The organism is Streptomyces sp. NPDC101152 (assembly GCF_044768275.1).
GTDB lineage: Bacteria > Actinomycetota > Actinomycetes > Streptomycetales > Streptomycetaceae > Streptomyces.
The window spans coordinates 184796-209880 of sequence record NZ_JBIWPO010000005.1 but is presented as its reverse complement, the minus strand read 5'-3'; the positions used below and the strand labels follow the sequence as shown (position 1 = coordinate 209880).

The window sequence follows — 25085 nt, the reverse complement described above, 5'->3', positions numbered from 1 at the left end:
CGTCCGCCCACCGATGTCGGTGCCTGGGGATACGCTGATGACAAGCTGATCAAGTTGTCGCGGGATCAAGGGATCACCACGACGACCTGATCAACAGGTGTGCGGGGCAGCGAAGTCGGGAAGAGCCGCAGAGGTGGCTTCGGGCGGCGATCGGGGGCGGGAATGACCGTTGACAGCGGCTACGGGGACATCTTCGGTCCACAGGTGCCGCGCACGGGCGACGAGGGCCAGACGGCGACGTTCGCGCTGGCCTCGGCGGCCTATCGGGACAACCCGGTCGCGGACATCAAGAACGCCGACAACGAGTGGCACCAGACCCAGGTCACGCCGGGCCGCTCGTGGGCGCGGATCTTCCGGCCCAACCTGGGCGAGGCCTTCTCCCGGGCGGTGGCCGACCGCATGCTGGGCGCCGACCGCAAGCCGCTGATCCAGTCCTTCGGCGCCGAGCCCCAGGTCGTGGTCGAACACGCCCTCGCGGCGAACAACATCCGCAAGGACCGTGACAACCTGCTGAGCATCGTCATGGTGATCTGCGGGCTGCTGTTCCTGCCCGGGCTGCTGGTGTGGCTGCTGATCTTCCAGATCCGTACGACCGTCGCCCGGCGCGACGACAAACGGGCCGGAGCGCTGGCCACGACGTTGCTGGTGGCGGTGGGCGCGCTCGCCGTGATCTTCCTGATCCGAATGCCGTTCAACGGCTTCTGGGCCTGGTACGCACGCGCGTGCGTCGTGATGCCGGTGGTCGGCTGGTTCTGGGCCAAGCAGATCTGCGAGCGCACGGCGAAGGACCTGCGGGAGCGCTGGGACAGCCTGCTCGCCGGCAGCAGCGTCGGCGCCAAGGTGCCCGAGGCGGTACCGACCGGCCCCGGCGAGACGAAGGCGGACGCGCTGCGCCAGTCGCTGGCCAAGCTCGCCGCCGAGCAGCAGTCCAACTCCGTGTTCTACGCCGGCCCCAAGGGCATCCTCGGCATGGGCACGCGCTGGGGCAGCTGGCAGCTCGCGGAGGATCTGGTGCCGGCCGACCCGACCCGGGAGATCCACCCCTTCCGCAGCTGGGACGTCATCCGGTCGATCCACGACCAGCTGCGCATGCTGGAGCGCAACACGCTGAACACCGGCGGCTTCCCGAAGGCGTCCATACGTCACTGGATCGTCACGCCGATCGGCGAGGGCGCCACGGCGGTGTCCCGGCCCGAGGGCACGGACGTGGAGGCGTACCAGGTCAAGACCCACGCGATACAGGACATCTGCAACAAGCAGCAGTTCGGCGCGGGCGACCGGCACTACCTGGGTGTGCAGTGGACGCTGTGGGACGGGCAGTTGGTCATCACGATGATGATCACGGTGACGGTGCTGCACGAGACGCTCCGCATCGAGGTCACGGGGCACGCGCTGGGGCCGGTGAACTCGCTGTTCACCAGCAAGCCCGAGGCTCCGACCAAGGAGGTCCAGAAGTCGTTCAAGCCGTGGGAGACCCGGAAGGTGTCCCTCCCGCTGGTCACCACCGACGAGGTCGTACGCCTCGCGGTGCGCGCCCCGATCAGCTGGTACCCGCCCCTGCTGAACTGGCTGGGCGGCACCATCGTCCTGCCGGAGCCGTTCGGCCTGCGGCACGCCTGGGCCGACCAGCCCTGGCGCCACCGTTTCATGGCCGACGACGCCCTGCGCGCCGCCACTCCGGTGCTGCGGGTCGTGCACGCGGCGGCGATACGGATCCTGCGGGAGAACGGCGTGAACACGGAGGCCTTCGGCACGAGGTCTGCGTTCCTCAGCACCCAGGTCCAGGACCCGACCCCGACCAAGGCGGACGTCTACGACGCGTAGGCCATCCCTGTCGGCCTTCGGCCTCGTCCTCAAGCTCCCCCAAAGGGGGGGCCCAGACGGGCTAAGCGGGCCAGGCCTCCGCCAGCATCTTCCTCGTGTCCGCCAGGAGCTGCGGCAGCACACGCGTGTGGCCGACCACCGGCATGAAGTTCGTGTCGCCGCCCCAGCGGGGGACGATGTGCTGGTGGAGGTGGGCGGCGATGCCGGCGCCGGCGACCGAGCCCTGGTTCATGCCGATGTTGAAGCCGTGGGCGCCGGAGGCGGTGCGCAGGGCCGTCATGGCCTGCTTGGTGAGCGTGGCGAGCTCGGCCGTCTCGTCGTCCGTGAGGTCGGTGTAGTCGGCGACGTGACGGTAGGGGACGACCATGAGGTGGCCGCCGTTGTAGGGGTACAGGTTGAGGACCGCGTAGACCTGCTCCCCGCGACGGACGATCAGCCCGTCCTCGTCGGACTTGGCCGGAATCGAGCAGAAGGGGCAACCGTCGTCGGCACCCGGGCCGGTCGGCTTGTTCTCACCCTGGATGTAGGCCATCCGATGGGGCGTCCACAGACGCTGGAAGGCGTCCTGCGTCCCCACTCCCCACTGCTGCTCCGGCTCACTCGTCATGCAGTGCAGCATATGGCGTCGCCCGTTCGCGGCGTGTCGCCGGGGTTGTGCGAAAAGCCCGCCGCGTCAAGCTGGGCCCGTGGACGATGACACTCGCAAGGACCGCTGGGAGCAGCGCACCGAGCTTCCGCTCGCCTTCGCCTCACTGGCTTTCCTCGCCTCGTACGCGGTCCGCGTCCTGGCGCCCGGTCTGCGGGACCCCCTGCAGGACCTGGCGCTCGCGGTGCTGCTGGCCTCCTGGGTGTTGTTCGCCGTCAACTACGCGGTTCTGTGGCGGCTGAGCGGGCAGGGACTTAGCTTCGTACGGAAGCACCCGCTGGACGCGCTGGTGGTGATCCTGCCGCTGCTGCGCCCGCTTCGGGTCGTCAAGGTCTACGAGGCGGTGCAGAGACGGCACGGCAAGCCGCGGCTCGCGTTGCACGCGCGCGTGATCTGGTACTCCGGGATCGCGACGGTACTGCTCGGCTTCGCCGGTGCCCTCGCCGTCTACCAGCAGGAACGCGGCGCGCCGGGCGCGTCCATGAAGACGTTCGGGGACGCCCTGTGGTGGACCTGCGCGACCCTGACGACCGTCGGTTACGGCGACATCGTCCCGGTGACGCCGACGGGCCGCTCCATCGCGGTCGTGATGATGGCCATCGGCCTGGCCCTGCTGGGCGCGGTGACCGGCACCTTCGCCTCCTGGCTGCTGCAGGTCTTCGCGCGGGAGGACGACGAGAGGCCCCCGGGAAGCTGACCTCCCGAGGGCCACACGGCAGCGAGAACGGGTCAGACCTGCGCCCGCTCCTGAACGACCTTCACGATCTTCGCGATGGCCTCCTCGAACGGGATGCCGTTCTCCTGGGAGCCGTCCCGGTAGCGGAAGGACACCGAGCCGCCCGACATGTCCTCGTCGCCCGCGATGACCATGAAGGGCACCTTCTGCTTCTGGGCGTTGCGGATCTTCTTCTGCATGCGGTCGGAGGACGAGTCCACCTCGACCCGCAGGCCCTTCTTCTTGGCCTCGGCGGCGAACTTCTCCAGGTATTCGACGTGCGCGTCCCCGATCGGGATCCCGACCGCCTGCACCGGGGCGAGCCACGCCGGGAACGCGCCCGCGTAGTGCTCCAGAAGCACGGCGAAGAACCGCTCGATCGAACCGAACAGGGCGCGGTGGATCATCACCGGGCGCTGCTTGGAGCCGTCGGGGCCGGTGTACTCGAGGTCGAAGCGCTCGGGCAGGTTGAAGTCGAGCTGGATCGTCGACATCTGCCAGGTGCGGCCGATTGCGTCCTTGGTCTGCACGGAGATCTTCGGGCCGTAGAAGGCGGCGCCGCCCGGGTCCGGGACCAGGGGCAGGCCCTGCTTCTCGGCGACCTGGCGCAGGGTCTCCGTGGCCTCCTCCCAGACCTCGTCGGAGCCGACGAACTTCTCCGGGTCCTTCGTGGACAGCTCGAGGTAGAAGTCGGTCAGGCCGTAGTCGCGCAGCAGGCCGAGGACGAAGGTGAGCGTCTTGTCGAGCTCCTCCGACATCTGCTCGCGGGTGCAGTAGATGTGCGCGTCGTCCTGCGTGAAGCCGCGGGCACGGGTGAGGCCGTGCACGACGCCCGACTTCTCGTACCGGTACACGGTCCCGAACTCGAAGAGGCGCAGCGGCAGTTCGCGGTAGGAGCGGCCGCGCGCGTCGAAGATCAGGTTGTGCATCGGGCAGTTCATGGGCTTGAGGTAGTAGTCCACGCCCTCGTCGAGCTGCATGGGCGGGTACATGCCGTCGGCGTACCAGTCCAGGTGCCCGGACGTCTCGAAGAGCTTCCCCTTGGTCGCATGCGGGGTGTAGACGAACTCGTAGCCCTCCTCCTCGTGCCGGCGACGCGAGTAGTCCTCCATCACGCGGCGGACGATGCCGCCCTTGGGGTGGAAGACGGCGAGGCCGGAGCCGATCTGCTCCGGGATGGAGAACAGGTCGAGTTCGGAGCCCAGCTTGCGGTGGTCGCGCTTCTCGGCCTCGGCGAGGAAGTCGAGGTACGCCTTCAGCTCGTCCTTGGAGGGCCAGGCGGTGCCGTAGATGCGCTGGAGCATGGGGTTCTTCTCGCTCCCGCGCCAGTAGGCGGCCGCGTTGCGCATCAGCTTGAACGCCGGGATGAGGCGGGTGGAGGGCAGGTGCGGGCCGCGGCAGAGGTCCTTCCAGCACAGCTCGCCGGTCCTGGCGTCCAGGTTGTCGTAGATCGTCAGCTCACCTGCGCCGACCTCGACGTCGGCGCCGTCGTCGGAGGACGCCGAGCCCTTGAGGCCGATCAGTTCGAGCTTGTACGGCTCCGACGCCAGCTCCTCGCGGGCCGCCTCGTCGGTCACCACCCGGCGCGAGAAGCGCTGGCCACGCTTCTGGATCTCCTGCATCTTCTTCTCGATGGCCTTGAGATCCTCGGGCGTGAACGGCTTCTCCACGTCGAAGTCGTAGTAGAAGCCGTCCTTGACCGGCGGGCCGATGCCCAGCTTGGCCTCGGGGAAGATCTCCTGCACGGCCTGCGCCATGACGTGCGCGGTGGAGTGGCGCAGGATGTTCAGGCCGTCCTCGGAGGAGATCTCGACGCCCTCGACGGTCTCGCCGTCGCGCAGCTCGTAGGCGAGGTCCTTCAGCTCCCCGCCCACGCGGGCGGCGACGATCGAGCGCTCACCGGCGAAGAGCTCGGCGGCCGTAGTGCCCGTCGTCACCACGCGCTCTTCCCGCTCGGAATCGCGTTGGATGATCACACGGACGTCTGACACCGGTCTCTCCTGACTGAAGGTGGGTGCGGCGCCATACCAGGAGCGCGCGCAATAGGGGATCGTACCGACCCCGACCCACCGACCGCGAAACGGTCATCGGCCGCGGGCGCTCAGTCGCAGTCGTCGCCGCTGCACGCCTCCTCGAAGAAGGCCCCGTTTTCCGCGTGCTCGTGCAGGGACTTCATCAGCCGGTCCCGCTCCGCGTCGTCCACCTGTACCGGTACGACCCCGCGGGCGCCGGTCACCCGCCGGAAGCCGCCCCTGCTCTCCAGCCGCCCGTGCACCCGCACCGGCAGTCCCACCAGGTGCGCGTGCCCGGCGACGTGGTAGTCCTCCTCGTCCAGCGTGATCCGGACGTGCGGTATGTCGGCGCCGGCCAGCACCCGCAGCCGTACGCTGCCCTCGCCGCGCGGCCCCGACCTGCGCATCCGCACCACCGTGCCGGTGATCCGGACGGGCACGGACGGCTCGTCGCGCAGGAAGCGCGCGCCGGCCTCGCGCAGCACGGTGAGGTCGCCCGGCGAGAACTCCACGGGCTCGGCGCCCGCCCCGCAGTCCTCGGGGACACCCGCAGCGGGCGCCCACTCGACGCCGATCCGGGCCCCCTCGGTGCCCCGCACGAGCCCGATGAGCGCCTCGGTGAGTTCCCGGCTGACGCCCGCCTCCACGGCTGCGTCGAAGGCGTCCATGCCGCCGGTGGCCCGCTGGTAGTCGATGGCCTCGCGGGCCGCGTAGAGGGCCTGGTGAAGCCGTACGGCGAGCGGGCGCCCGGTGTCGACGGGCACGAAGGCGGTGAGCCGGCCGTCGCCGACGGTGGGCCCGACGAGGACGTTCTCCAGCAGCGCGGCGGCGGCACGGCGGTGCCGGGCGCCGTAGTAGCCCGCACGCGCGCGGGTGGCGAGCGCGGCGGCCAGCAGCATCTGGCGGGCGGCGGCGCGCAGTCGCTCCTCGACCGTCCAGGGCGCGGAGTCCGCGGGGCCGGTCGGGGCGTCGCGCCACCAGCGGATCTCGTCGCTCGGCACGGCGAGCCCGACCAGCACCTCGCGGGCGGAGGGCGTGCCGCTGCGGGCCAGGGCGACCAGCGCCTCGCCGAGCAGGTCGTCGCTGTCGGGGAAGGCGCGGCTCTCGGGGACCAGCAGGCTGATACCGGCGCCGCCCGGTCCGGGCGGGGTCCAGCGGCCGTAGCGTCCGGCGGCTCCCCCGCGGCGCTGCCAGCCGTGCCGGTGCAGCAGGGCGCCGAGCACGGCGGGGTCGACGTCGCCGGGCTCGGGCGGCCGCTGCCAGGCGGTTTCCACGGGGTGCGGCCGCACCGGTCGGGTCGGCTCCTCCAACGGGCGGTGCGTCATGGTCTGCCTCCCGTCCCGACCCGCGTCATGATCTCGCACAGCGCCCGGTCGTCGAAGATGCGTGAGGTCGGCACCCGGACGGTGGTCCGCGTGCGGCCGGTGATCGCGTGCCCGGCGAGGTTGACCCAGTAGCAGCAGTGCCTCAGGTCGAGGCGGTCGTGGCTGGCCCTGAGCCAGTCGTCCTGGGATCTCGGGACGAGCATCACGACCAGAATCTTGTGCACCGACACGGGCGTGCGCGCGAGCTTGCGCAGATGGTCGTTGTCGAGCGTGAAGGAGAAGAACCGGCCCGGCGGGTTCGGCGCGACCTGGTAGGTGCACTTCAACTGCACCTTGATGGTCACCTCGTCGTCGACGGTGTGCCCGGGCGAGCCGTGGCTGACGTGCCAGTCGATGCCGTTGTCCGGAAAGGGCTGCGACAGCGAGCAGCCGGCCGCCGCGGCGACGGCGTGCAGATAACCCACCTGCAGTGTCTCCATGCAGGCGGTGGTGGCGAGTGTGCCGCGAAGGGGGCCCGTGCGTTCGGGCAGCAGCCCGCCCCGCTCGGGCTGCGCTATCGCCATGACCGACAGCCTTCCAAGCCAAGAGTTTCCCCGCTGCGGGCCGCTGAACTGCAAAGACCCGTACTCCTGTTGTGTCCTTCCGGCGTAGTGCGCAAACAGCCCGGGTATCACCAAACAGGCAGAAGACGGGACGTCAGCTGTCGTGGGTGAACGAGGAGTTGTGTAGGGATGACGTGCTGGTACGAGGGGCCGCTGGCCGCCTTCGACACGGAGACCACGGGCGTGGACGTCGAGACCGACCGGATCGTGTCGGCGGCCGTCGTCGTCCAGGACGCCCCCGGCACCCGGCCCCGGGTGAGCCGCTGGCTGGTCAACCCGGGCGTGCCGGTGCCGGAATCGGCGACGGCGGTGCACGGGCTGACGGACGAACACCTGCAGCGCAACGGCCGCTGGCCGGCGCCGGTGATGTACGAGATAGCCGAGAAACTGGCCGAGCAGGCGGCGATGCACCGCCCGCTGGTGGTGATGAACGCGCCCTTCGATCTCACGCTCCTGGACCGGGAGTTGCGCCGTCATCGCGCCTCCTCGCTGGAGGGCTGGTTCGAGTCCTGCACGCTGCACGTGCTGGATCCCCGGGTGCTCGACAAACACCTGGACCGCTACCGCAAGGGCCGCCGCAGGCTCACCGACCTGTGCGAGCACTACGGCGTCACCCTGGAGGGCGCCCACGACGCGGCCGCGGACGCACTGGCGGCCCTGGATGTCGTACGGGCGCTGGGCCGCCGTTTCGCCGCCCGCCTGGAGCGCCTGTCCCCCGCCGAACTGCACACCCTGCAGACGGGCTGGCACGCGGCGCAGGCACGCGGGCTGCAGGCGTGGTTCGCCCGCAGCGGCACGGACGAAGTGGTGAGCACCCAGTGGCCGCTGCGTCCGGAACTGCCGGCGGCGGCCTGAGCCCTCCGCTCATGCGGAAGGCCGGCCCGCTGCTGCGGACCGGCCTTTCCCGGTGGGCGATACTGGGTTCGAACCAGTGACCTCTTCGGTGTGAACGAAGCGCTCTCCCACTGAGCTAATCGCCCGGGAACGCACTGAACCATACAGGTCTTCGCCGGTTTCCTTCAAACCGCTTCCAGCAGGGCGATCAGTCCCCGCCGCCCGGCCCGCATCATCAGCCGGTGGTTGGCGCGGAACACCGGCCGTCCCGGTACGGCCAGCCACCTGAGCAGGGGCTTGCGCACGTCGACGACCTGGTCGTAGCGGGCGAGCGTGCCGGCCCCGGCCGCCGTGACCGTCCACCGCGCCCGGCCCTCGAGGTCACCGGTCATCGAGACCTCCAGTACTCCGGCCCCGGCGTCGCGCCGCGTCGTGCGGGCGACGAACCGCAGGTCGTACGGCAGCAGCGACCGGACGCGGATGACGCCGCTCGTGTCGTCGAGCCGGGTCACCTCGCGCACCTGGGGCCACCAGCGGGGATAGTCCTCGAGCCGCTCCAGCACCTGGTACACGGTCGCCGGCGGCGCGGGCAGGTCCCACAGGCTGCGGAAGCGGTAGTGCGTCCAGTCCATGCGAGGAGTGTTCCCGTACGCGGGCCTGCCTGCACGGGGCCTCTTGCGGGGAACCGCGCGATCAACCACAACGAACCCGCGGTCCCCCGCAAACCTGCCCGCGGCGGCGCTACGGCATCTTGTCCCCCAACAACGCCAGATTCTCGATGGCCGCGAGCCCGTACAGGGCGGTGTCGTTCGACGACACCCACGCGGCCTCACTACCCGCCACCAGCGTCAGCGGCCCACTCAACGCCTCGGTCTTCCAGGGCGACGACTCCGTGTACCCGTCCGAGTCGTAGAACTTCGTCCACGCCCGCTTGGCCAGCGCGGCGTCCCCCGTCCGCACGGCCGCGTACGCGTCGAGCCGAGAGTGCCCCTGGAAGAGCAGCAGGGTGCCGAAGTCGGTGCCGTACCGCGCCTTCTGTTCGGCCTTGGTGGCGTTGAAGTACCGGCAGTAGTCGAGGTAGGCCTGGTCGAACGTCGGCATGTCGACCAGGTGGAGCAGCTCGGCGCACAGCTCGTTGAGGCCGAACACCGCGGAGAGGTGGGACACGGACACGACCGGCGTGCTCGCCACGGCGAACCTGCCCGTGTCGAGGTCGTACAGCCCGCTGCCCTGGACGAACCCGTTGGGCTGGGCGGCGATGCCCTCCATCGTCGACAGGACGCGCGCCCTGGCCTTCTCCCACTTGGGTCCCTTGCGTTCCCACTCGGTCAGCCAGGCCGACACGAGCCCGCTCCAGTCGGTGCCGAAGCCGATCGACAGGGCGTGCCGGTCGGGGGTGTACGGACCGGTCCGCACCTTGCGCTGGGGGTCGAGGACGAGGAACGTCTCGTCGGAGTCGACGTTCGCGTGCATGAGGTCGCCGACCCGTTCGTCGGCGGTGAGGAAGTAGTAGAAGCGGCGGTAGGTGGTGTTGGCGATGCGCTGCTGTTTGGCGCTGTCACCGAAGTGCTGGACGCCGTGCCGGGTGCCGAGCCCCGCCCACTGGCCGAGGTGGTAGACGTCGACCTCGCCGGTGTGCCGGGTCAGCGCCTCGGCGAAGCGGAAGATGTCGGACCGGCCGGAGCGGAGGTACGCGAACCAGAGCCAGATGTCCGGCGACAGTTCGGAGTTGTCCCAGGCGTAGCCACCGACGTCGTAGCGCCACTGGTGGCGGACGGTGTCGTAGGTGTGCATGAAGTCGCCGTAGTCCCAGAAGCCGTACCAACGGCGTTGCTCGACCTGGTCCTTGTAGTAGGTGAAGAGGAAGTCGAGGTGGTCCTCGATCTTCGCCTTGGCGGGAGTGGAGCGGTCCGGCTCGGAGTACAGCCCGGGGCCGAAGACCCTGGCCTTGATCAGCTGCTTGGGCGGCGCGGCGAGCTGCGGCAACACCCGTACGGCGGCGACCTGTCGGGCGAGTGTCTCGGCGCTCGGGGTGGACTCGTTGGCCCAGAACAGCAGCTCCGAGGTGCGGGCGATGCCGTAGGGGGTGCCGAACTCCGGCTCGTAGTCCTCGTAGGTGATGTTGAGGCCTTCGAGCTGTTTGGCGTAGGTGTCCTGGCCCATGCCGTCGTGGTAGAAGCGCAGGTCCATGGGCTGTGCTTCGGGTGACCAGAGCCAGAGGGTGACCTCGGCCGCGTCGGTCTGGGCGTCGCGGATGTCGAGCTGGGCGGGGTACTTCTCCCAGAAGTCCCGCAGGCCGAAGGAGAATCCGCCGCTCACACCGCCGACGTACCCGAACCCGGAGGCCCGCCGGCCGCCGCCCGCGCCGATCCAGCCGTACCCCTTCCTGGTCCGCTTGCGCAGGGTGAAGCCGTCGGCGGAGAGCTGGGCCAGGGTGTAGTCGCCCCACTCGGGGATGTACTGCAGCCGGCTCGTCACCCGCTGGTCCCACGTGGACGGGTCGGGCAGCTTCTGCCCCGCGTACTGCGCCGCCTGTACGGCCGCGCCCGGGTCGCGGCGCAGCCCGGTGATGCCCTGCACAGCCTCCCGCAGCAGGCCCGTCCCCTCACCGCCGATCCGGATGTGCCGGTCGTAGGCCGCGTCCCGCATCGGCACGCTGAAGCGCACGCCGAGCCCGCGGATGAAGTCGCCGCTCGCCCTGCCCGGCTCCTGCTTCCCGTCGTAGGTGATGGTGTGCACCATGCGGAAGGAGTCGGCCCCGGCGTAGAAGTACAGCCGGATCGAGAACGGCAGCCAGCTCCGGTCGCCCTTGCGGTGCTTGCCGTCGATGCGGACCACCGCCCGTACCGGCCCGTCCTGTTCGACGACGACCTCCCCGATCGCCCCGTCGAAGCGCTCGGTCCTCACGGCGCCCTGGTCCTCGTCCTCGATCTCGGGCTGGCGGATGAGGACGAGCCGCCCGTCGCGCGCGATCTCGGTGGACCCGCGGATCACCGACTTCACCAGCGTGGAGCCGGACTTGCCGATCTTCACGGAGATGACGCCGGTCGACACGTCGATGGTGCCGCCGCGCCTGTCGACGGTGACCTTCTTGTCCGGAACGGCCGCGTCCCCGGCGGCGAGCGTCAGCTTCCCGGAGCCCGAACTGACCGCGTGCGCGGTCCACTTGATTGATCCGTCCGGCCAGTACGCGATCGGCCAGGACTGCACCGGCACGGCTCTGCCGTCGGCGTCCGTGAGCGCGAAGGCCTGGTCGGGCCGGTAGACGCCCTTCGGCCAGGGCACGCCCACGGTCGAGCCGGGCGCGGCACCCAGGCCGCCGTCCTCCAGCCAGTCCAGGGTCACGGGATCCGCGTCGGCGGCCGCGGCCCCGGGCGCCGCCTGCGCCTCCTTGGCGCCCAGCACCCAGCTGAACTGCGCGGCGGCTCCGGCGACGGCGGCCGCCTTGAGGAGGGACCTGCGGGGAATGGGAGACATGAGAGTTCAGCCTTTCCTTGTCCGTGCGGGAAGTCTTTTCCGAGGCTGGTCAGGGGCATGACAGAAAGAGGTACGACGCCGGAACGCCGACCCGGTGCGCGGGCGCCGCCCGTCAGCGGTGCCGGTGCCGTTCCTCCACGGCGACGGCGGCCGCCGCGACGGCCCCCAGCACGGGAACCGCCAACGGCGCGATGAACACGGCGGACAGGACGACGAGGGCCAGCCCGCCGACGACCATGAAGGAGCCGGCCGGGTCGAGGACGGTACGGCGGCCGGCCTCCGCCAGCAGCACCCGCCACCTCTCCCCTGGAGCCCACACCGCCGCCGCGCGCAGCCCGGCCACGGCGGCGCCGATCAGCGCGAACAGCCCGGCCGCCCCGACGAGCGGCCCACCGGGCAGCCCCGCCCGCACGGCCTGGACGTCCACCCAGACCAGCGCGACGGCCACCCAGCCGCCGAGCCCGACGACCCAGCCGCGCCGCATCGCCGTACGGAAGTCCCCGACGAACTCCCGCCAGCCGCCGCCCTGGTGAGCCGTCCGCCGCCGCAGGTGCCGGGCGCCGGCGGCGAAGGCGGCGGGGTAGGTCACCACCCCGGCCGACGCGACGGCGATCCACACGCCGGTCAGCAGACACTCGGCGAACACGGCGAACCGCTCGGCGAGGACGGACTCCTTGCGCGCCTTCACCCTTGGCTGGGCCATGGTGACCGCCTCAACCCTTCAGTCCGGAGGTCGCCATACCGTCGATGAGGTAGCGCTGGAAGGCGAGGAAGAAGAGGAGGACGGGGAGGAGGGCTACGAGGGACATGGCGATCATGCCTCCGTAGTTGGCCACACCCTCCTGGTCCCGGAACATCATCATCCCGAGCGAGACGGTGTACTTGTCGGGCTCGTTGAGGTAGATCAGCGGGCCCATGAAATCGTTCCAGGCGTTGATGAAGGTGAAGATCGCGCTGGTGATCAGGGCCGGCCGACAGAGCGGGAGAACGATCGACCAGTAGATCCGCAGGTGCCCACAGCCGTCGATACGCGCCGCCTCGTCCAGTTCCCGTGGCAGATTCCGCATGAACTGCACCATGAGGAAGACGAAGAAGGCCTCTGTCGCCAGGTACTTCCCGATCAGCAGTGGCACGTAGGTGTTGATCAGCTCCATCTTCTGGAACATGACGTACTGCGGGATCAGCAGCACGTGATACGGCAGCAGGAGCGTGCCGATCATCAGGGAGAAGAGGAGGTTGCGACCCGCGAACCTGATCTTGGCGAAGGCGTAGGCCGTCAGCGAGCACGAGACGAGGATGCCGACGACCGAACCGCCGGCGTAGAACAGGGAGTTCTTGAAGAACGTCCAGATCGAGATGTCGGCGATTCCGTCGGCCAGGCCCTTGAAGTTGTCCAGGATGGGACTGGTCGGGAGAAGTTGCAGACTGCCGATGATGTCCCGGCTCGGTTTGAACGAGGCACCGATGACCCACACGACGGGATAGAGCACCACTGCGAGGACCAGCAGGGATCCCAGGTGCCAGGCGAAAGAGCCGGTCCGCTTGCGGCTCATGGGCAGAGGCTTCGGGGTGGTCACGGTCATCGGGCGTCCTCCTCGTAGTGCACCCAGCGCTTCTGTGACCAGAAGAGGACGGCCGTCACCAGGGCCACGGCCAGCAGCAGCATCCAGGCCATCGCGGAGGCGAAGCCCATCTGCGCCTCCTTGAAGCCCTTTTGATACAGGTAACAGGTGTAGACGAGCGTGGCGTCCGCCGGGCCGCAGGAGGTGTTGGAGACGACGTAGGCGGAGCCGAAGATCTGGAACGAGTGGATGGTCTCCAGGAGAACGTTGAAGAACAGCACGGGCGAGATCATCGGCAACGTGATGCTCCAGAACCGCCGCAGCGGGCCGGCTCCGTCCATTTCCGCCGCCTCGTACAACTCCTTGGGGACCTGCTTGAGCCCGGCGAGGAAGATGACCATCGGCGCGCCGAACTGCCAGACGGTCAGGGCGACCAGGCTGTAGAGCACCCAGTCCGGATTGCCGACCCAGCCTCCGACGTGGAAGCCGAGGAAGGACTGTGTCCGGTCCACGACGGCGCCGTCGGAGAACAGCGCACGCCAGACGAAGCCGACGGAGACACTTGCACCGATGAGCGACGGGGCGTAGAAGGCCGCCCGGTAGAAGCCCTGGGCGCGTCGGCTCTGGGCGAGCAGCAGGGCCACGCCCAGGGCGAGCAGCAGTTTCAGCGGTGTGCCGATGACGACGTACTTGGCGGTGACCTCGACCGACTTCTGCCAGCGCGGATCGTCGAACATCCGCGTGAAGTTGTCGAGCCCGATCCACTTCGGTGAGGTGAAGAGGTTGTAGTCGGTGAACGCGAAATACAACGAGGCGACCATCGGACCCGCGGTCAGCAAGAGAAAGCCGGCGATCCACGGCGACATGAAGAGATAGCCGGCGAGGTTCTCCCGGCGGCCCCGCCGCCGGTTGGCGACGGGGGCGGCAGGGCGTTTCTCCGCGGCGGGCAGCGGAGAGTCCTTGACGAGCGTCACGGCGGTTCCCATCAGCCGGCGAGGGCGGTCTCAGCCTCGGAGAAGAACTGATTCACCGCATCGGAGACCTTGGTCTTGCCCTGGGACATGTCGCCCGCGATGCGCAGGAAGGCGGCTTCGGTGGTGTCCGCGCCCGACGGATGCGGCGTGATCTTCCCGAGCACTCCCGCCTTGGCGGTGTCGTCCTCGTACTGGGCGATCTCCTTGTTGACCGGATCGGTCGGCTTGAAGGCCGCGTACTGCTCGTTGCTGGCCAGGATGCCGCGGTCGTAGCCCATGATCTTGCCGACCTCGGGGTCGTGCACCATGAAGTCGATGAACTGCGCGACTTCCCTCGGATGCGAGGTGTGCGAGGAAGCACTGAGCATCAGCGAGGCCAGGTACTGACCGGTGTGCTTGCCGTCCGTGGTCGGGATGGGCGCGAGTCCGTAGTCACTGTCACCCTCGGCCGTGTAGCGAACGGTGAAGTTGTCCCAGGTGAACTCCGAGGCGCCGTCGCCCGAGGAGAGCGCGGACTTCGGCGCGACCTGGGCGACCTTCTTGGGGTCGGTGACGATGCCCGCCTTGACGCGGTTGTAGCCGTCCTGCCACCACTCCGTCAGGTCGGCCTTGTCGAACCCCAGCCCCTTGTCGGTGTAGAACGCCTTGCCGTTCTGCCGCAGATACAGGTCGTACAGGTACATGATCCCGAAGTAACCGGTGTCGCCCGGCACCTTGGTCTTGTCGTGGATGGTCTTCAGGGCCTTGAAGTAGTCGTCCCAGGTCCAGCCATGCCTGGGCTCGACGCCCGCCTTGGCGTACACCTTCTTGTCGATGACCAGCGCCATGGTGTTGGAGCCGACCGGGATGCCCAACTGCTTGCCGTCCACGACACCCACCTGGGTGACACCGTCACGGAAGTTCTTCAGGCTCAGATTCCCCGCGTCGATCTGTGACTTCAGATCGAGCAGGACGCCCCTCTTGTCGTACTTCCTAAGGAATGTGACGGCGTTTTGAAAAACGTCCGGGGGATTTCCACCAGCGGCCTGGGTCTGGAACTTCTCCCAGAACGCCTGGTAATCCTGGAAGTCCGTCTTCACCTTGATCTTCGGATACTTCTTCTCGAAGAGCCGGATCGTCTGGTTGATCTTCTTGGCCCGCTCGTCCGCCCCCCACCAGGAGTAACGGATCGTCACCGTCCCGTCGGCCGAGGTCCCACTGTTCCCCCCACACCCGGCCGTCGCGGCCAGCCCCAGCGTGGCCGCCCCCGCCCCGGCCGCCTTGAGGATCGTACGCCTCTCAACATTCCTGCTGGTTCTCACAGTCGGGCCTCCCCGGCATCGTCACCACATGCATGAATCGTTTCAAGTAAGCGCTTGCTGGCACAAGTTACGGAGGGCGCCGGAGTGCGTCAATGATTCGGACACGAAATTCTTGTGACGCGCTCGAGCGGCTGGGCGGGCCGGCGAGCCGGAACGGGTCCGCGTCCACGACGACGCCGCAGGTGAGGGCCGCGTGACCGACGGACCGAACACCCGACGGCTCGCGGAGCACGATCGCGATACGGCCGAACGTCGTCCGGGAATCGGGGAGTTGACGGGACGCCGGGGCGCGGAGAGCGCGTTGCCGTCGAACCGGACGAACGGGATCCGGACGCCGCGCGCGGCCGGCGCGGCATGCGTCGCCGGAGGCTCGAAACGACGGCGGCCCACCTGCGGTGATGCAGGTGGGCCGCCATGCCGGGTGGGCGATACTGGGTTCGAACCAGTGACCTCTTCGGTGTGAACGAAGCGCTCTCCCACTGAGCTAATCGCCCGGACGCAGGAAGAACATTACCCCATGTCAGGGGGTGCCCCCGCACGCCTGGCGCGGATCACTGATCCCTGATCTTCCAGGGCATCACGACGCCGAACTTCCACAGGTACACGCCGAGCAGGATCCCCACGATCACGAGGCCGATCACGGTGAGCGTGATGTTGCGGCGCCGGACCTTCGGATCCAGGGCCTTCTGGGCCGCCTCCGTGACCTTCCGCTTCGTCCAGCGGAGCACCAGCTGCGCCCAGACGAACTCGGTCGCCCAGATGGCCATGCCGGCGAAGATCACGACCCAGCCGGGCCCGGGCAGCGGCAGCATGATGATCCCTGCCACGACGACCGCGAGTCCGATCACGAAGACGCCGACCTGCCAGCTCAGATGGAGTGCGCGGCTTTTCTTGACGAAGGCCGGCGCCCTGGAGCCGAGGCCCTGCTCGCCGCTCTCCGGCGCGCCGTCCGCTTGAGCCTTGTCCGCAGCCACGACGACCTCGCCCGGTCGGTCACTCCCCGTATCCATACGGCCAAACTTTACCTTACTTTACTGATCGGAAACCAGTCACCGGAATGGCCGTACCGGTTCAACGACCTCTCGGCCGGAAGAGTTACGTAAAGGCACGCAAAACACTCAGAGGGGTTTACAACGGCACCGTAGGTGGCATGTCGATTTCGCCGACGTGCGAATCCCCGAGCGCACACTGAGCGAAAGGCCCTGGCGCTTATGAACACCACGGTCAGCTGCGAGCTGCACCTGCGCCTCGTTGTGTCGAGCGAGTCCTCCCTGCCTGTCCCCGCAGGCCTGCGGTACGACACGGCCGACCCCTACGCCGTGCACGCCACCTTCCACACCGGAGCCGAGGAGACCGTCGAGTGGGTGTTCGCCCGCGACCTCCTCGCGGAGGGTCTGCACCGGCCCACCGGCACCGGCGACGTCCGGGTCTGGCCGTCGCGCAGTCACGGTCAGGGCGTCGTGTGCATCGCCCTGAGCTCCCCGGAGGGCGAGGCGCTGCTCGAAGCCCCGGCGCGGGCTCTGGAGTCCTTCCTGAAGCGGACGGACGCCGCCGTGCCGCCCGGCACGGAACACCGGCATTTCGACCTCGACCAGGAGCTTTCCCACATCCTGGCGGAGAGCTAGGCCGAGGCCGCACCAAGCCGCCCGGCGCCGTCGACTCGGGGTGACGGCTCGGGCCAGGACAACCGCATACGGCACAGGCCGGTGCCGTCCCGTCATGGGACGGCACCGGCCTGTCCGCGTGGCACCGACGGGCAGGCGCATCTCGTCCGGGCTCGCGACCGGCCCCACGGCCCCGGAAGCCATTACCATCGGCCAGCATCGGCGGGCGTGTGCCCGACCCCCAGGCCAGGGAGCGAAACGTGCTGATCACCCACGACACCCGGTGCGCCCTCGACACCGTGGTCGATCTGGTGAACACCGCGCCGGAGGACGACACGACGCCGGACGCACTGGCCGATGTCGCGGCTCTCCAGGATTTCGTACGAAACCACGAGGTCAGTGATGTCGGTGTGCTGTCGAAGTTCGACCTGTCGGCGGTGCGGAAGATCCGCGGGCGGTTCGCCTCGGTCTTCGCGGCCCCGGATGCCCGGTCCGCCGCGACGCTGATCAACGAACTGGTGGCAGCGGCGGGCACCACCCCCCGTCTGACCGATCACGACGGCTATGACTGGCACGTGCACTACTTCGCGCCCGGCGCCTCCGTCGCCGATCACCTCGCGGCCGACTGCGGCATGGCGCTGGCCTTCTTCGTGGTGGCCGGCGAGCAGGAGCGGCTGCGGCGCTGCGAGGCCCCCGACTGCCGGCGCGCCTTCGTCGACCTCTCCCGCAACCGCTCGCGTCGCTACTGCGACAGCCGCACCTGCGGGAACCGCTTGCATGTGGCCGCCTACCGGGCGCGCCGCAAGGAGGCGGCGGGCTGACGACCGGCCGGTCGAGGGTCCGGAGCGAGGGTCTGGACAGTGGTGTCGACGTGGCCCCCGGCGGGTGGCGCCGGGGACCACGGGTACGGCTCAGAGCAGCAGCAGATCGTGCAGCGCAGCCATGAGCAGCAGACACCCGATCACCGCAAGGAAGATCATCAGCGGTGGCTGGGAAAGGGCAAAGAGGCATCCGCGCGGCTCGTCCTTCGGCGGCGCGGTCTCGCCTTGTGTCGTGTCCAGCATCTCGCGGCCGATGATGGCGCAGACGGCGTCTGCGCGCGATCAACACGCCCGGAATGACCGGGAGTTCACCGGATCCCGTTACGTCCCGTTTCGGGAGTGATCGTTTTCGGCCGCAGCCTTGATCCACTCTGTCGTTTCGGTCGTCACAGGCGGTACGTCACGCGGGGTTCATATGCCGTGCTTCTTGAGGATGGCCTCGATGTCGCTGAAGTCGTCCGTGGACTGGGCGCGCGGTGCGGTCGCGGGGCGGGTCGTCGCGCGGCTGCCGGGGCCCAGGGAGGGTGCCGAGGCCGTCGGGGCCACCGCGTCGCGCTGGGCCGCCGCCCTGGCCTCCTTGCGCTCCTTGCGGGTGCCGCCGCGGCGGCGCTCCACCGCACGGGTCGTGGAGAACAGCAGCCAGGCCACGCCGAGCACGCCGAAGCCCGCCCACGCGGTCACGCTGAACGCGGTGTCCGAGATCCACTGGACGACACCGGTCATCACCAGGCCGAGGGGCACGAGAGAGTAGGCCGCGATCCGGGTCGCCGCCAGGAAACGCTTGCGGTAGGCGGTGACCGCCGCGATGCCCAGGCCGGCCGCGGCCACGGCGGAACAGACTGTCTCGGCGATCATCCGGTCCTCCAGGCAGGGTTCGGTGGGGCAAGGGCACTTCGTCCCTTCCATCCTGCACCGCCCGGGCCCCGCCGGGCCATGCCCCGGGCGGACATCAGGGACATCTCCGGGTCCCCTCCTCCCCAGGTGCCGGTCGGCCGCCCGTCCCGGAGTGCGGATCAGCACCGATTGGGTCGCACGGGCCCCACCTGGGAGACTGGCCGCATGAGCGACTCCTCTCCCGTGCCCGACGCCGCACCCGTCCTCGACGTCTGGTGCGAGCTCCAGTGCCCCGACTGCCGTACCGCCCTCGACGACCTGCGTGCCCTGCGCGCCCGTTACGGCGACCGGCTGGAGCTGCGGCTGCGGCACTTCCCGCTGGAGAAGCACCGGCACGCCTTCGCCGCCGCTCAGGCCGCCGAGGAGGCCGTGGAACAGGGCCGCGGCTGGGAGTACGTGGAGGCGGTTCTGGGGCGCGTGGAGGAGCTGGACCGTAAGGGGGAACCCTTCCTGGTCGAGGTGGCCGGTGAACTCGGGCTGGACGCCGAGGAGTTCGACACCGCCCTGATCGACGGCCGGCACATCCTGATCGTCGACGCCGACCAGGCCGAGGGCAAGGCCATCGGAGTGACCGGCACACCGACGTACGTCATCGGCGGGCAGCGCCTGGACGGCGGCAAGAGCCAGGCGGGGTTGCGGGAGCGGATCGAGGAGATCGCCGACGGGCTGCTCGCCGGGCGGGACTGAGTTCAGAGCAGGTTCTTGTACAGGACGTGGCGCCGGGTCTCGTAGCCGAGGGACTCGTAGAGCCGCTCGGCCGGGGTGTTGCCGGCGAACACGTTGAGGCCGAGGACGTTCCGGCCGCCGGCGATCGACTGGGCCTCCGCGAGCAGCATGAGGCTGCGGCCGTGTCCGTGGCCGCGGTGGCCCTCGTCGACCGCGACGTCGTAGACGTAGGCCTTGTCGTCGAGCAGGGTCAGCCACAGGGTGCCCACCCGGGTGCCCTCGTGCTCGAGCACGCTGAAGCGCGTGCCCTCGGTGGCCCGACCCAGGGGAAGGAGCCGCTCGTGGTCGCGGCGGGACCTCTCGTACGCCTGCGCCTCGGGCACGCCTCGTGCCATCCACACGCGCGCGTAGTGCTCGGATTCGTGCGCGTGCCACTCCTCGAACTCGGCCTCGGTCATGGCGCGGCCCCCGCTGCCCTCGGGCAGGGCGGGCGGGGTGTCGCCGAGCGGTTTCTCCATGCCCCGGTTGCGCAGGACGTAGCCGAGCGCTCTGACGAGCCTGAGCGCCGGCTCGGCGTCGCCCGGTACGGCCACCTCGATCTGCCGGCATCCCCAGCCGCGCGCCACCTCCTCCGCGGCGAGCGCGGCCACCGTGCCGCGGCCACGGCGGCGGTCCGGCTCCTCGATGCGCAGGTCGACGATCTGGGCGACCGTGTCGCCGAAGCCGGGCGAGGTGCCGAGGCGGAGGGTGCCGACGGGACGGCTGTTCACGCACACCTGGTAGTGGCGTGAGCGGGTCCCGTCGGCGGCGCGCTGAAGCGGCTCGGTCGGCCGCAGGGTGGTGGTCATCAGAGGTGTTCTACCCGTCGTGGACGCACACGTCAGCCCGTTTTTCCGGGCCCTCACGGGTCCAGGTCGTCCCCGGAGCGCTCGTCGAAGATCCGCATCGCCTTGGCGGCCACCGGGCCCGCCGCGCCGGGCAGTTCGCGGTCGTCGACGCGGTGGACGGCCTGGACGTCGCGCAGACTGGAGGTGAGGAAGACCTCGTCGGCCCGCTCCAGGACGTCCAGCGGCAGGTCGGTCTCCCTGGCGCCGGTCCACTCGACGGTCAGGGCCCGCGTGATGCCCGCCAGGCAGCCGGAGGCGAGCGGCGGGGTGTGGATCTCGCCGTCCAGGACGACGAAGACGTTCGAGCCGGTGCCCTCGCAGAGTTGGCCGACGGTGTTGGCGAACAGCGCCTCGGAGGCGCCGTGTTCGTGGGCGCGGGCGAGGGCGACCACGTTCTCGGCGTACGAGGTGGTCTTCAGGCCGGTGAGGGCGCCGCGCTCGTTGCGCGTCCACGGGACGGTGATGACGGCCGTGGAGTCGGGGCGGCGGGTGGTCTCGCCGAGGGCGACCACGAGGGTCGGGCCGTGCTCGCCGCGGTCGGAGCCGAGCGGGCCGTGGCCGCCGGTGTACGTGACGCGCAGCCGGCCGAGCGGCAACGGGTTGGCGTCGAGGACGGCGGCGCAGGCGCGGCGGATCTCGTCGTGGTCGGGGTCGGGCAGGCCGAGGCCGCGCGCGGAGCGGGTCAGCCGGTCCAGGTGCCGGGTCAGTGCGAACGGCCTGCCGTCCACCGTCTTGACCGTCTCGAATATGCCGTCGCCCACGGTCAGCCCGTGGTCGAAGACGGAGACGCGGGCGTTGTCGATGTCCTGCAGCCCGCCGTCGAGCCAGATCTTCACGTCGTCAGTCCCTCTCGCTCACCAGGTACGTCCCCGACGCTACCGCCAGCAGCCGCGCCGCCTTCAGTTCGGTCTCCCGCCACTCCGCCTCGGGGTCCGAGCCCCAGGTGATGCCGGCGCCGGTCCCGAAGCGCAGCACGCCTTCCGCGCGGTCGATCCAGAACGTACGGATGCCCACGGCCAGCTCGCCGGTTCCCCGGTCGGCGTCCACCCAGCCGACGCCGCCGCAGTAGGGGCCGCGGGGTGCCGTCTCCAGGTCGTCGATGATCCGCAGCGCGCTGGACTTGGGCGCTCCGGTGACCGAGCCGGGCGGGAAGGCGGCCTCGAGCAGTTCCGGCCAGCCGGCTCCGGAGCGCAGTTCGCCGCGGACCGTCGAGACGAGGTGGACCAGGCCGGGATGCTTCTCGACGGCGCACAGGTCGGGCACGGTGACGCTGCCGGTGGCGCACACCCGCCCGATGTCGTTGCGGACCAGGTCCACGATCATCACGTTCTCGGCGTGGTCCTTCTCCAGCAGGTCGGCCTCGGTGCGCCCGGTGCCCTTGATCGGCCCCGACTCCACGACCCGGCCGGCGCGGCGCAGGAACAGCTCGGGCGAGGCGGTGGCGATCTCGACGCCGTACCCGGGCAGGCGGATCGTTCCTGCGTACGGCGCGGGGTTGCCGCGGGCCAGCAGCGCGGTCAGCGCGTCCACGTCCGCGTCGGCCGGGACGGGGGCCGTGAGCACCCGGCAGAGGTTGGCCTGGTAGACCTCGCCCGCCGCGATGTGCTCCCGTATCCGGCGCACCCCGGCCGTGTACGCGTCGTGGTCGAGGGACGACGTCCAGTCACCGGGGGCCCGGCCCCGCCACACCCCCGGCACCGGCGCCGGCACGGGTTCCTCTCGGACGTCCGCGAACCGGGCGCAGGTCAGACGGCCCTCGAAGTCGGCGACGACGGCCCAGAAGCCGGTGGAGTCGAGGGCCGCCGGGTCGCTGGTGACGTCGAGGAGACCTGTGGCCACGCGGGGGCCGAAGCGGGCGAGGGGAGGAAGGTCGGGCACGCCGTCGAGTCTAGGGGGGTGTCCGAAAGGTGACCTCGACGTGTCCCGGTGGATGCCCTGACGGATGCCCTGGCCACGCCCGTGGGCAGGTGCGGCGCAGCACGCTGCGCAAACGCGTTTTTGTGCTGGCCCGGGAATCCGCTAGAGTTCAACACGTCGCCGGGCCGCGGGAGCGGAACGAAACGACAAGCGGACGTAGCTCAGTTGGTAGAGCGCAACCTTGCCAAGGTTGAGGTCGCGAGTTCGAGCCTCGTCGTCCGCTCGAAGGAACAGGGGATCCCACCCGGACCCCCGCACTCCTGGTGGAGTGGCCGAGAGGCGAGGCAACGGCCTGCAAAGCCGTCTACACGGGTTCAAATCCCGTCTCCACCTCCACGGACGATTAGCTCAGCGGGAGAGCGCTTCCCTGACACGGAAGAGGTCACTGGTTCAATCCCAGTATCGTCCACTGGAGCCCCACGGCTTCGACCCGCGCGATTAGCTCAGCGGGAGAGCGCTTCCCTGACACGGAAGAGGTCACTGGTTCAATCCCAGTATCGCGCACGCGGTAACGAGGCAGTAGCAGCAGTTCCCGAGGACGATTAGCTCAGCGGGAGAGCGCTTCCCTGACACGGAAGAGGTCACTGGTTCAATCCCAGTATCGTCCACAGACCCAAGCCCCCGGCCGTCTCGTACGGCCGGGGGCTTCGTGGCTCGTCTCACCACTTGACGGGAAAAGCAATGCCGGCGCAGCTCCCCAGCTGCGCCGGCATTTTTGCCGTCCGCCGCACCCCCGTCCCCACGGGGTTTCATGGGTGGATGTCCCCGCCCGGACCGCTCTTCCGGGCCTGGGGGTCGCCGCTCAGCGCCCCAGCATCACGCCCACGGACGACGCCTGTGTGGCCACGGTCTCCCAGCCGTCGAAGACGAAGAAGAGCAGGGCCGCCAGGGGGAGGACCATGAGGGTCGCCACCAGGGGGTGGCGGCGGCCCGTGCGGCGCGGGCGGAGCTTCGTCTGCTCCAGCGTGCGGAACTGTGTCCGCTGTGCCGTCAGAGCCATGGTCCCTCTCCTGACCGTCTCAGTTGTCGTTGGCAGCGGCGGGTGTCTGACCTCGGGGGACGAGTGCTGCACCCGCCGCTTGACCTCAAATCTAGGCGTCCGGCGCTCCTCGCACGTCATGCCCTCGTACCGATTGCCGGGCCTCCCGGAGGATGAGCTCCGTGGTGGTGCGTACTCCCCTGGGTGGAGACGACGTCCTAGGTCTCAGGGTCTTCCCCGAGGGGGCGCCCGCTGTGTACCGGCTTTTCCGAGCTGTCCTCGCGCGGTACCGGCTGCTCGACCAGGGCCAGGACCCGGTTGGCCATGAAGCGGGCCGTGCGGACGACCGAGCCGTTGCGGGTGACTTCGCTCACTTCCACCACCCCGCGCCGTACCGCCGTCTCCACCCTGCGGCCCGCCCTGCTCGCCACCACCTCGTAGGTGCGGGTCGTGTCCCCCGCGTCCACCACTATCTCCACGCGATCACCCTTCACGGGTTCAATCCCCCTTCTGTGATGGGTGGTTGGGAGGCGCTTTGGTGTGAAGTGCGGTTGTTTCCGCGCTCCCTGACCACTCTTCAAGTCTCCCACCCGGCACTGACAATCGATCGGGACGAGAGGGCGCGGCCTCTGCGCGCGGGCGGCCGTGGAAACGTAAGCTGTGCCACGTCACACGGACCGGGCAGCGGGGATGAACATGGCGATGATGCGCCTGAGGCGCGAGGACCCGCGCGTCGTCGGCTCGTTCAGGCTTCACAGACGGCTCGGCGCGGGTGGGATGGGCGTTGTGTACCTGGGCTCCGACAAGAAGGGGCAGCGGGTCGCCCTGAAGGTCATCCGGCCGGATCTGGCGGAGGATCAGGAGTTCCGGTCGCGGTTCGCCCGCGAGGTGTCGGCCGCGCGCAGGATCCGGGGCGGGTGCACGGCCCGGCTGGTCGCCGCCGATCTGGAGGCCGACCGTCCCTGGTTCGCCACGCAGTACGTGCCCGGGCCCTCGCTGCACGACAAGGTCGCCGACGAGGGCTCGTTGAGCGCGGCCGAGGTCGCCGCCGTCGGGGCCGCCCTGTCGGAGGGGCTGGTAGCGGTGCACGAGGCCGGCGTGGTGCACCGGGATCTCAAGCCGTCCAACATCCTGCTGTCCCCCAAGGGCCCGCGGATCATCGACTTCGGTATCGCCTGGGCGACCGGGGCGTCGACGCTCACGCATGTCGGAACGGCCGTCGGCTCGCCCGGGTTCCTCGCGCCGGAGCAGGTGCGCGGGGCCGCGGTGACGCCGGCCACGGACGTCTTCGCGCTCGGTGCGACCCTGGCGTACGCCTCGATGGGCGACTCGCCCTTCGGGCACGGCAGTTCCGAGGTGATGCTGTACCGGGTGGTGCACGAGGAGCCCCAGCTGCACGGCGTACCGGACGCACTCGCTCCGCTCGTGCGGGCCTGTCTGGCGAAGGACCCCGAGGAACGGCCCAGCACGCTCCAACTGTCGCTGCGCCTGAAGGAGATCGCCGCCCGCGAGGCACAGGGCCTCGGCGACGTACGGCCGCCCTCGCCGCGCGCCGCGGAGGCGGACCGGCCGACCGGGCGGCTCGTCGACACCTACCCCGAGCAGCAACGACGCCCGCAGGGGACGCCGCCACCGAGGGGCACCTCGTCCTCGTCCCGGGGTTCCGCTGCGTCGCGGGGCTCCGGTGGTCCCGGCTCCGGCAGTACGTCCCGGGGCGGCGGGGCGTCGGCTTCACGGGGCGGCCCTGCCCGTTCCGGGGCCCGGCCCACGCCGGCCTCGCGCGGCGGCAGCGGGAGCCGGCCCGCACCGCGCAGTGGGTCGGGACGTCCGGCGCCGAGGCCCACGGGGACCGGGCGGCGCCCGGCCAATCCGCGGCTGCTGCGGCAGCGGCTGTTCGTGTTCGTGGTGGTGACGCTGCTGGTCGCGCTCGGCATCGCCGCGGCGCAGGGCTGCCAGGGGCCGTCGCGCGGGCTGGGCGGCGACGGCCGGGGCGTCGTACAGGAGCAGCAGCGGCAGGTCGTGGAGCCGGGGCACGCCGGCTAAGG

The 25085-nt window shown here is 69.9% G+C and carries 25 protein-coding genes and 7 tRNA genes; 12 read left to right on the top strand and 20 right to left on the bottom strand.

The genetic code is table 11. The features are described from left to right. Positions 1 to 162 precede the first annotated feature (162 nt). On the top strand, positions 163 to 1824 hold the full coding sequence (locus tag ACIRVK_RS09050; RefSeq protein WP_404244775.1) for a hypothetical protein: 1662 nt from the start codon (positions 163 to 165) through the stop codon (positions 1822 to 1824). Positions 1825 to 1885: 61 nt separating this feature from the next. On the opposite strand, the gene ACIRVK_RS09045 is transcribed toward ACIRVK_RS09050, so the two are convergent. After that, on the bottom strand, positions 1886 to 2443 hold the full coding sequence (locus ACIRVK_RS09045) for an HIT family protein (RefSeq protein ID WP_404244773.1): 558 nt from the start codon (positions 2441 to 2443) through the stop codon (positions 1886 to 1888). 67 nt (positions 2444 to 2510) lie between these two features. Between ACIRVK_RS09045 and ACIRVK_RS09040 the strand changes: the two genes are divergently transcribed. Beyond that, positions 2511 to 3167 carry a potassium channel family protein gene (locus tag ACIRVK_RS09040; protein WP_404244772.1) on the top strand — a complete coding sequence of 219 codons (657 nt, stop codon included), beginning with the start codon at positions 2511 to 2513 and terminating at the stop codon, positions 3165 to 3167. Positions 3168 to 3199: 32 nt separating this feature from the next. Here the strand turns inward: ACIRVK_RS09040 and thrS are convergent, their stop codons facing one another. The 3 genes from thrS to ACIRVK_RS09025 all read right to left on the bottom strand — a co-directional run bounded on the left by thrS (position 3200) and on the right by ACIRVK_RS09025 (position 7085). After that, on the bottom strand, positions 3200 to 5176 hold the full coding sequence (thrS, locus tag ACIRVK_RS09035; protein ID WP_404244771.1) for a threonine--tRNA ligase: 1977 nt from the start codon (positions 5174 to 5176) through the stop codon (positions 3200 to 3202). Positions 5177 to 5286: 110 nt separating this feature from the next. Next, complete coding sequence (locus ACIRVK_RS09030) at positions 5287 to 6522, bottom strand: hypothetical protein (protein ID WP_404244770.1); 1236 nt, start codon at positions 6520 to 6522, stop codon at positions 5287 to 5289. After that, positions 6519 to 7085, bottom strand: coding sequence for a DUF4365 domain-containing protein (locus ACIRVK_RS09025; protein ID WP_404244769.1), 567 nt, complete (start codon positions 7083 to 7085; stop codon positions 6519 to 6521). The genes ACIRVK_RS09030 and ACIRVK_RS09025 overlap by 4 nt, the downstream gene beginning before the upstream one ends. A gap of 168 nt (positions 7086 to 7253) precedes the next feature. Here ACIRVK_RS09025 and ACIRVK_RS09020 point away from each other — a divergent pair, with 168 nt between their 5' ends. Continuing rightward, the gene (locus tag ACIRVK_RS09020; protein WP_404244768.1) at positions 7254 to 7979 is read left to right on the top strand and encodes a 3'-5' exonuclease; all 726 of its coding nucleotides are present in this window, start codon (positions 7254 to 7256) and stop codon (positions 7977 to 7979) included. 53 nt (positions 7980 to 8032) lie between these two features. Here ACIRVK_RS09020 and ACIRVK_RS09015 read toward each other — a convergent pair. The 9 genes from ACIRVK_RS09015 to ACIRVK_RS08975 form a co-directional block, all read right to left on the bottom strand. Further along, positions 8033 to 8104 (bottom strand) — tRNA-Val (locus tag ACIRVK_RS09015). 39 nt (positions 8105 to 8143) lie between these two features. Further along, positions 8144 to 8590: an SRPBCC family protein gene (locus tag ACIRVK_RS09010; protein ID WP_404244767.1), complete on the bottom strand. Its 447-nt coding sequence runs from the start codon at positions 8588 to 8590 to the stop codon at positions 8144 to 8146. Between the two features lie 109 nt (positions 8591 to 8699). After that, entirely contained in the window at positions 8700 to 11435 is a 2736-nt protein-coding gene (locus ACIRVK_RS09005) for a Tat pathway signal sequence domain protein (protein WP_404244766.1), read from the bottom strand. 112 nt (positions 11436 to 11547) lie between these two features. Beyond that, complete coding sequence (locus ACIRVK_RS09000; protein WP_404244765.1) at positions 11548 to 12138, bottom strand: hypothetical protein; 591 nt, start codon at positions 12136 to 12138, stop codon at positions 11548 to 11550. Positions 12139 to 12148: 10 nt separating this feature from the next. Next, a complete protein-coding gene (locus ACIRVK_RS08995; protein ID WP_404244764.1) occupies positions 12149 to 13018 on the bottom strand; it encodes a carbohydrate ABC transporter permease in 870 nt (289 codons plus the stop codon). Further along, entirely contained in the window at positions 13015 to 13971 is a 957-nt protein-coding gene (locus tag ACIRVK_RS08990; RefSeq protein WP_404244763.1) for a carbohydrate ABC transporter permease, read from the bottom strand. The genes ACIRVK_RS08995 and ACIRVK_RS08990 overlap by 4 nt, the downstream gene beginning before the upstream one ends. An 11-nt stretch (positions 13972 to 13982) precedes the next feature. After that, the gene (locus tag ACIRVK_RS08985) at positions 13983 to 15272 is read right to left on the bottom strand and encodes an ABC transporter substrate-binding protein (protein WP_404244762.1); all 1290 of its coding nucleotides are present in this window, start codon (positions 15270 to 15272) and stop codon (positions 13983 to 13985) included. 422 nt (positions 15273 to 15694) lie between these two features. After that, positions 15695 to 15766 (bottom strand) — tRNA-Val (locus ACIRVK_RS08980). Positions 15767 to 15823: 57 nt separating this feature from the next. After that, positions 15824 to 16282, bottom strand: coding sequence for a TIGR02611 family protein (locus ACIRVK_RS08975; RefSeq protein WP_404244761.1), 459 nt, complete (start codon positions 16280 to 16282; stop codon positions 15824 to 15826). 201 nt (positions 16283 to 16483) lie between these two features. Here ACIRVK_RS08975 and ACIRVK_RS08970 point away from each other — a divergent pair, with 201 nt between their 5' ends. Together ACIRVK_RS08970 and ACIRVK_RS08965 are read left to right on the top strand one after the other, a co-directional pair. Continuing rightward, the gene (locus ACIRVK_RS08970) at positions 16484 to 16897 is read left to right on the top strand and encodes an SsgA family sporulation/cell division regulator (protein ID WP_004002642.1); all 414 of its coding nucleotides are present in this window, start codon (positions 16484 to 16486) and stop codon (positions 16895 to 16897) included. A gap of 239 nt (positions 16898 to 17136) precedes the next feature. Then, the gene (locus ACIRVK_RS08965) at positions 17137 to 17697 is read left to right on the top strand and encodes a CGNR zinc finger domain-containing protein (RefSeq protein ID WP_404244760.1); all 561 of its coding nucleotides are present in this window, start codon (positions 17137 to 17139) and stop codon (positions 17695 to 17697) included. 90 nt (positions 17698 to 17787) lie between these two features. Here the strand turns inward: ACIRVK_RS08965 and ACIRVK_RS08960 are convergent, their stop codons facing one another. Beyond that, on the bottom strand, positions 17788 to 17940 hold the full coding sequence (locus ACIRVK_RS08960; RefSeq protein ID WP_208784159.1) for a hypothetical protein: 153 nt from the start codon (positions 17938 to 17940) through the stop codon (positions 17788 to 17790). Positions 17941 to 18108: 168 nt separating this feature from the next. Further along, entirely contained in the window at positions 18109 to 18552 is a 444-nt protein-coding gene (locus ACIRVK_RS08955; protein WP_404244758.1) for a hypothetical protein, read from the bottom strand. A 204-nt stretch (positions 18553 to 18756) separates the two neighbouring features. Here ACIRVK_RS08955 and ACIRVK_RS08950 point away from each other — a divergent pair, with 204 nt between their 5' ends. Next, positions 18757 to 19278, top strand: a complete 522-nt coding sequence (locus ACIRVK_RS08950) for a DsbA family protein (protein WP_404244757.1) — start codon at positions 18757 to 18759, stop codon at positions 19276 to 19278. Between the two features lie 2 nt (positions 19279 to 19280). Here the strand turns inward: ACIRVK_RS08950 and ACIRVK_RS08945 are convergent, their stop codons facing one another. From ACIRVK_RS08945 to ACIRVK_RS08935, 3 genes are read right to left on the bottom strand one after another with little or no spacing between them, the layout of a single operon-like run. Then, positions 19281 to 20105: a GNAT family N-acetyltransferase gene (locus tag ACIRVK_RS08945; protein WP_404244756.1), complete on the bottom strand. Its 825-nt coding sequence runs from the start codon at positions 20103 to 20105 to the stop codon at positions 19281 to 19283. Positions 20106 to 20158: 53 nt separating this feature from the next. Then, positions 20159 to 20980 (bottom strand): aminotransferase class IV, encoded by an 822-nt coding sequence (locus ACIRVK_RS08940; RefSeq protein WP_404244755.1) that lies wholly within the window; start codon positions 20978 to 20980, stop codon positions 20159 to 20161. Between the two features lie 4 nt (positions 20981 to 20984). Beyond that, the gene (locus tag ACIRVK_RS08935; RefSeq protein WP_404244754.1) at positions 20985 to 22022 is read right to left on the bottom strand and encodes a chorismate-binding protein; all 1038 of its coding nucleotides are present in this window, start codon (positions 22020 to 22022) and stop codon (positions 20985 to 20987) included. A 189-nt stretch (positions 22023 to 22211) separates the two neighbouring features. On the opposite strand from ACIRVK_RS08935, the gene ACIRVK_RS08930 reads away from it, so the two are divergent. The 5 genes from ACIRVK_RS08930 to ACIRVK_RS08910 all read left to right on the top strand — a co-directional run bounded on the left by ACIRVK_RS08930 (position 22212) and on the right by ACIRVK_RS08910 (position 22669). Further along, positions 22212 to 22284, top strand: a tRNA-Gly gene (locus tag ACIRVK_RS08930). A 39-nt stretch (positions 22285 to 22323) separates the two neighbouring features. After that, positions 22324 to 22397, top strand: a tRNA-Cys gene (locus ACIRVK_RS08925). 1 nt (position 22398) lies between these two features. After that, positions 22399 to 22470 (top strand) — tRNA-Val (locus tag ACIRVK_RS08920). Positions 22471 to 22493: 23 nt separating this feature from the next. Then, positions 22494 to 22565 (top strand) — tRNA-Val (locus ACIRVK_RS08915). 32 nt (positions 22566 to 22597) lie between these two features. Then, a tRNA-Val gene (locus tag ACIRVK_RS08910) sits at positions 22598 to 22669 on the top strand. Between the two features lie 194 nt (positions 22670 to 22863). Here ACIRVK_RS08910 and ACIRVK_RS08905 read toward each other — a convergent pair. Next, complete coding sequence (locus ACIRVK_RS08905) at positions 22864 to 23061, bottom strand: hypothetical protein (RefSeq protein WP_404244753.1); 198 nt, start codon at positions 23059 to 23061, stop codon at positions 22864 to 22866. Positions 23062 to 23258: 197 nt separating this feature from the next. Next, positions 23259 to 23534, bottom strand: a complete 276-nt coding sequence (locus ACIRVK_RS08900) for a hypothetical protein (RefSeq protein ID WP_133044924.1) — start codon at positions 23532 to 23534, stop codon at positions 23259 to 23261. Positions 23535 to 23730: 196 nt separating this feature from the next. On the opposite strand from ACIRVK_RS08900, the gene ACIRVK_RS08895 reads away from it, so the two are divergent. Next, positions 23731 to 25083 carry a serine/threonine-protein kinase gene (locus tag ACIRVK_RS08895; RefSeq protein WP_404244937.1) on the top strand — a complete coding sequence of 451 codons (1353 nt, stop codon included), beginning with the start codon at positions 23731 to 23733 and terminating at the stop codon, positions 25081 to 25083. The last annotated feature ends 2 nt before the right edge of the window (positions 25084 to 25085 follow it).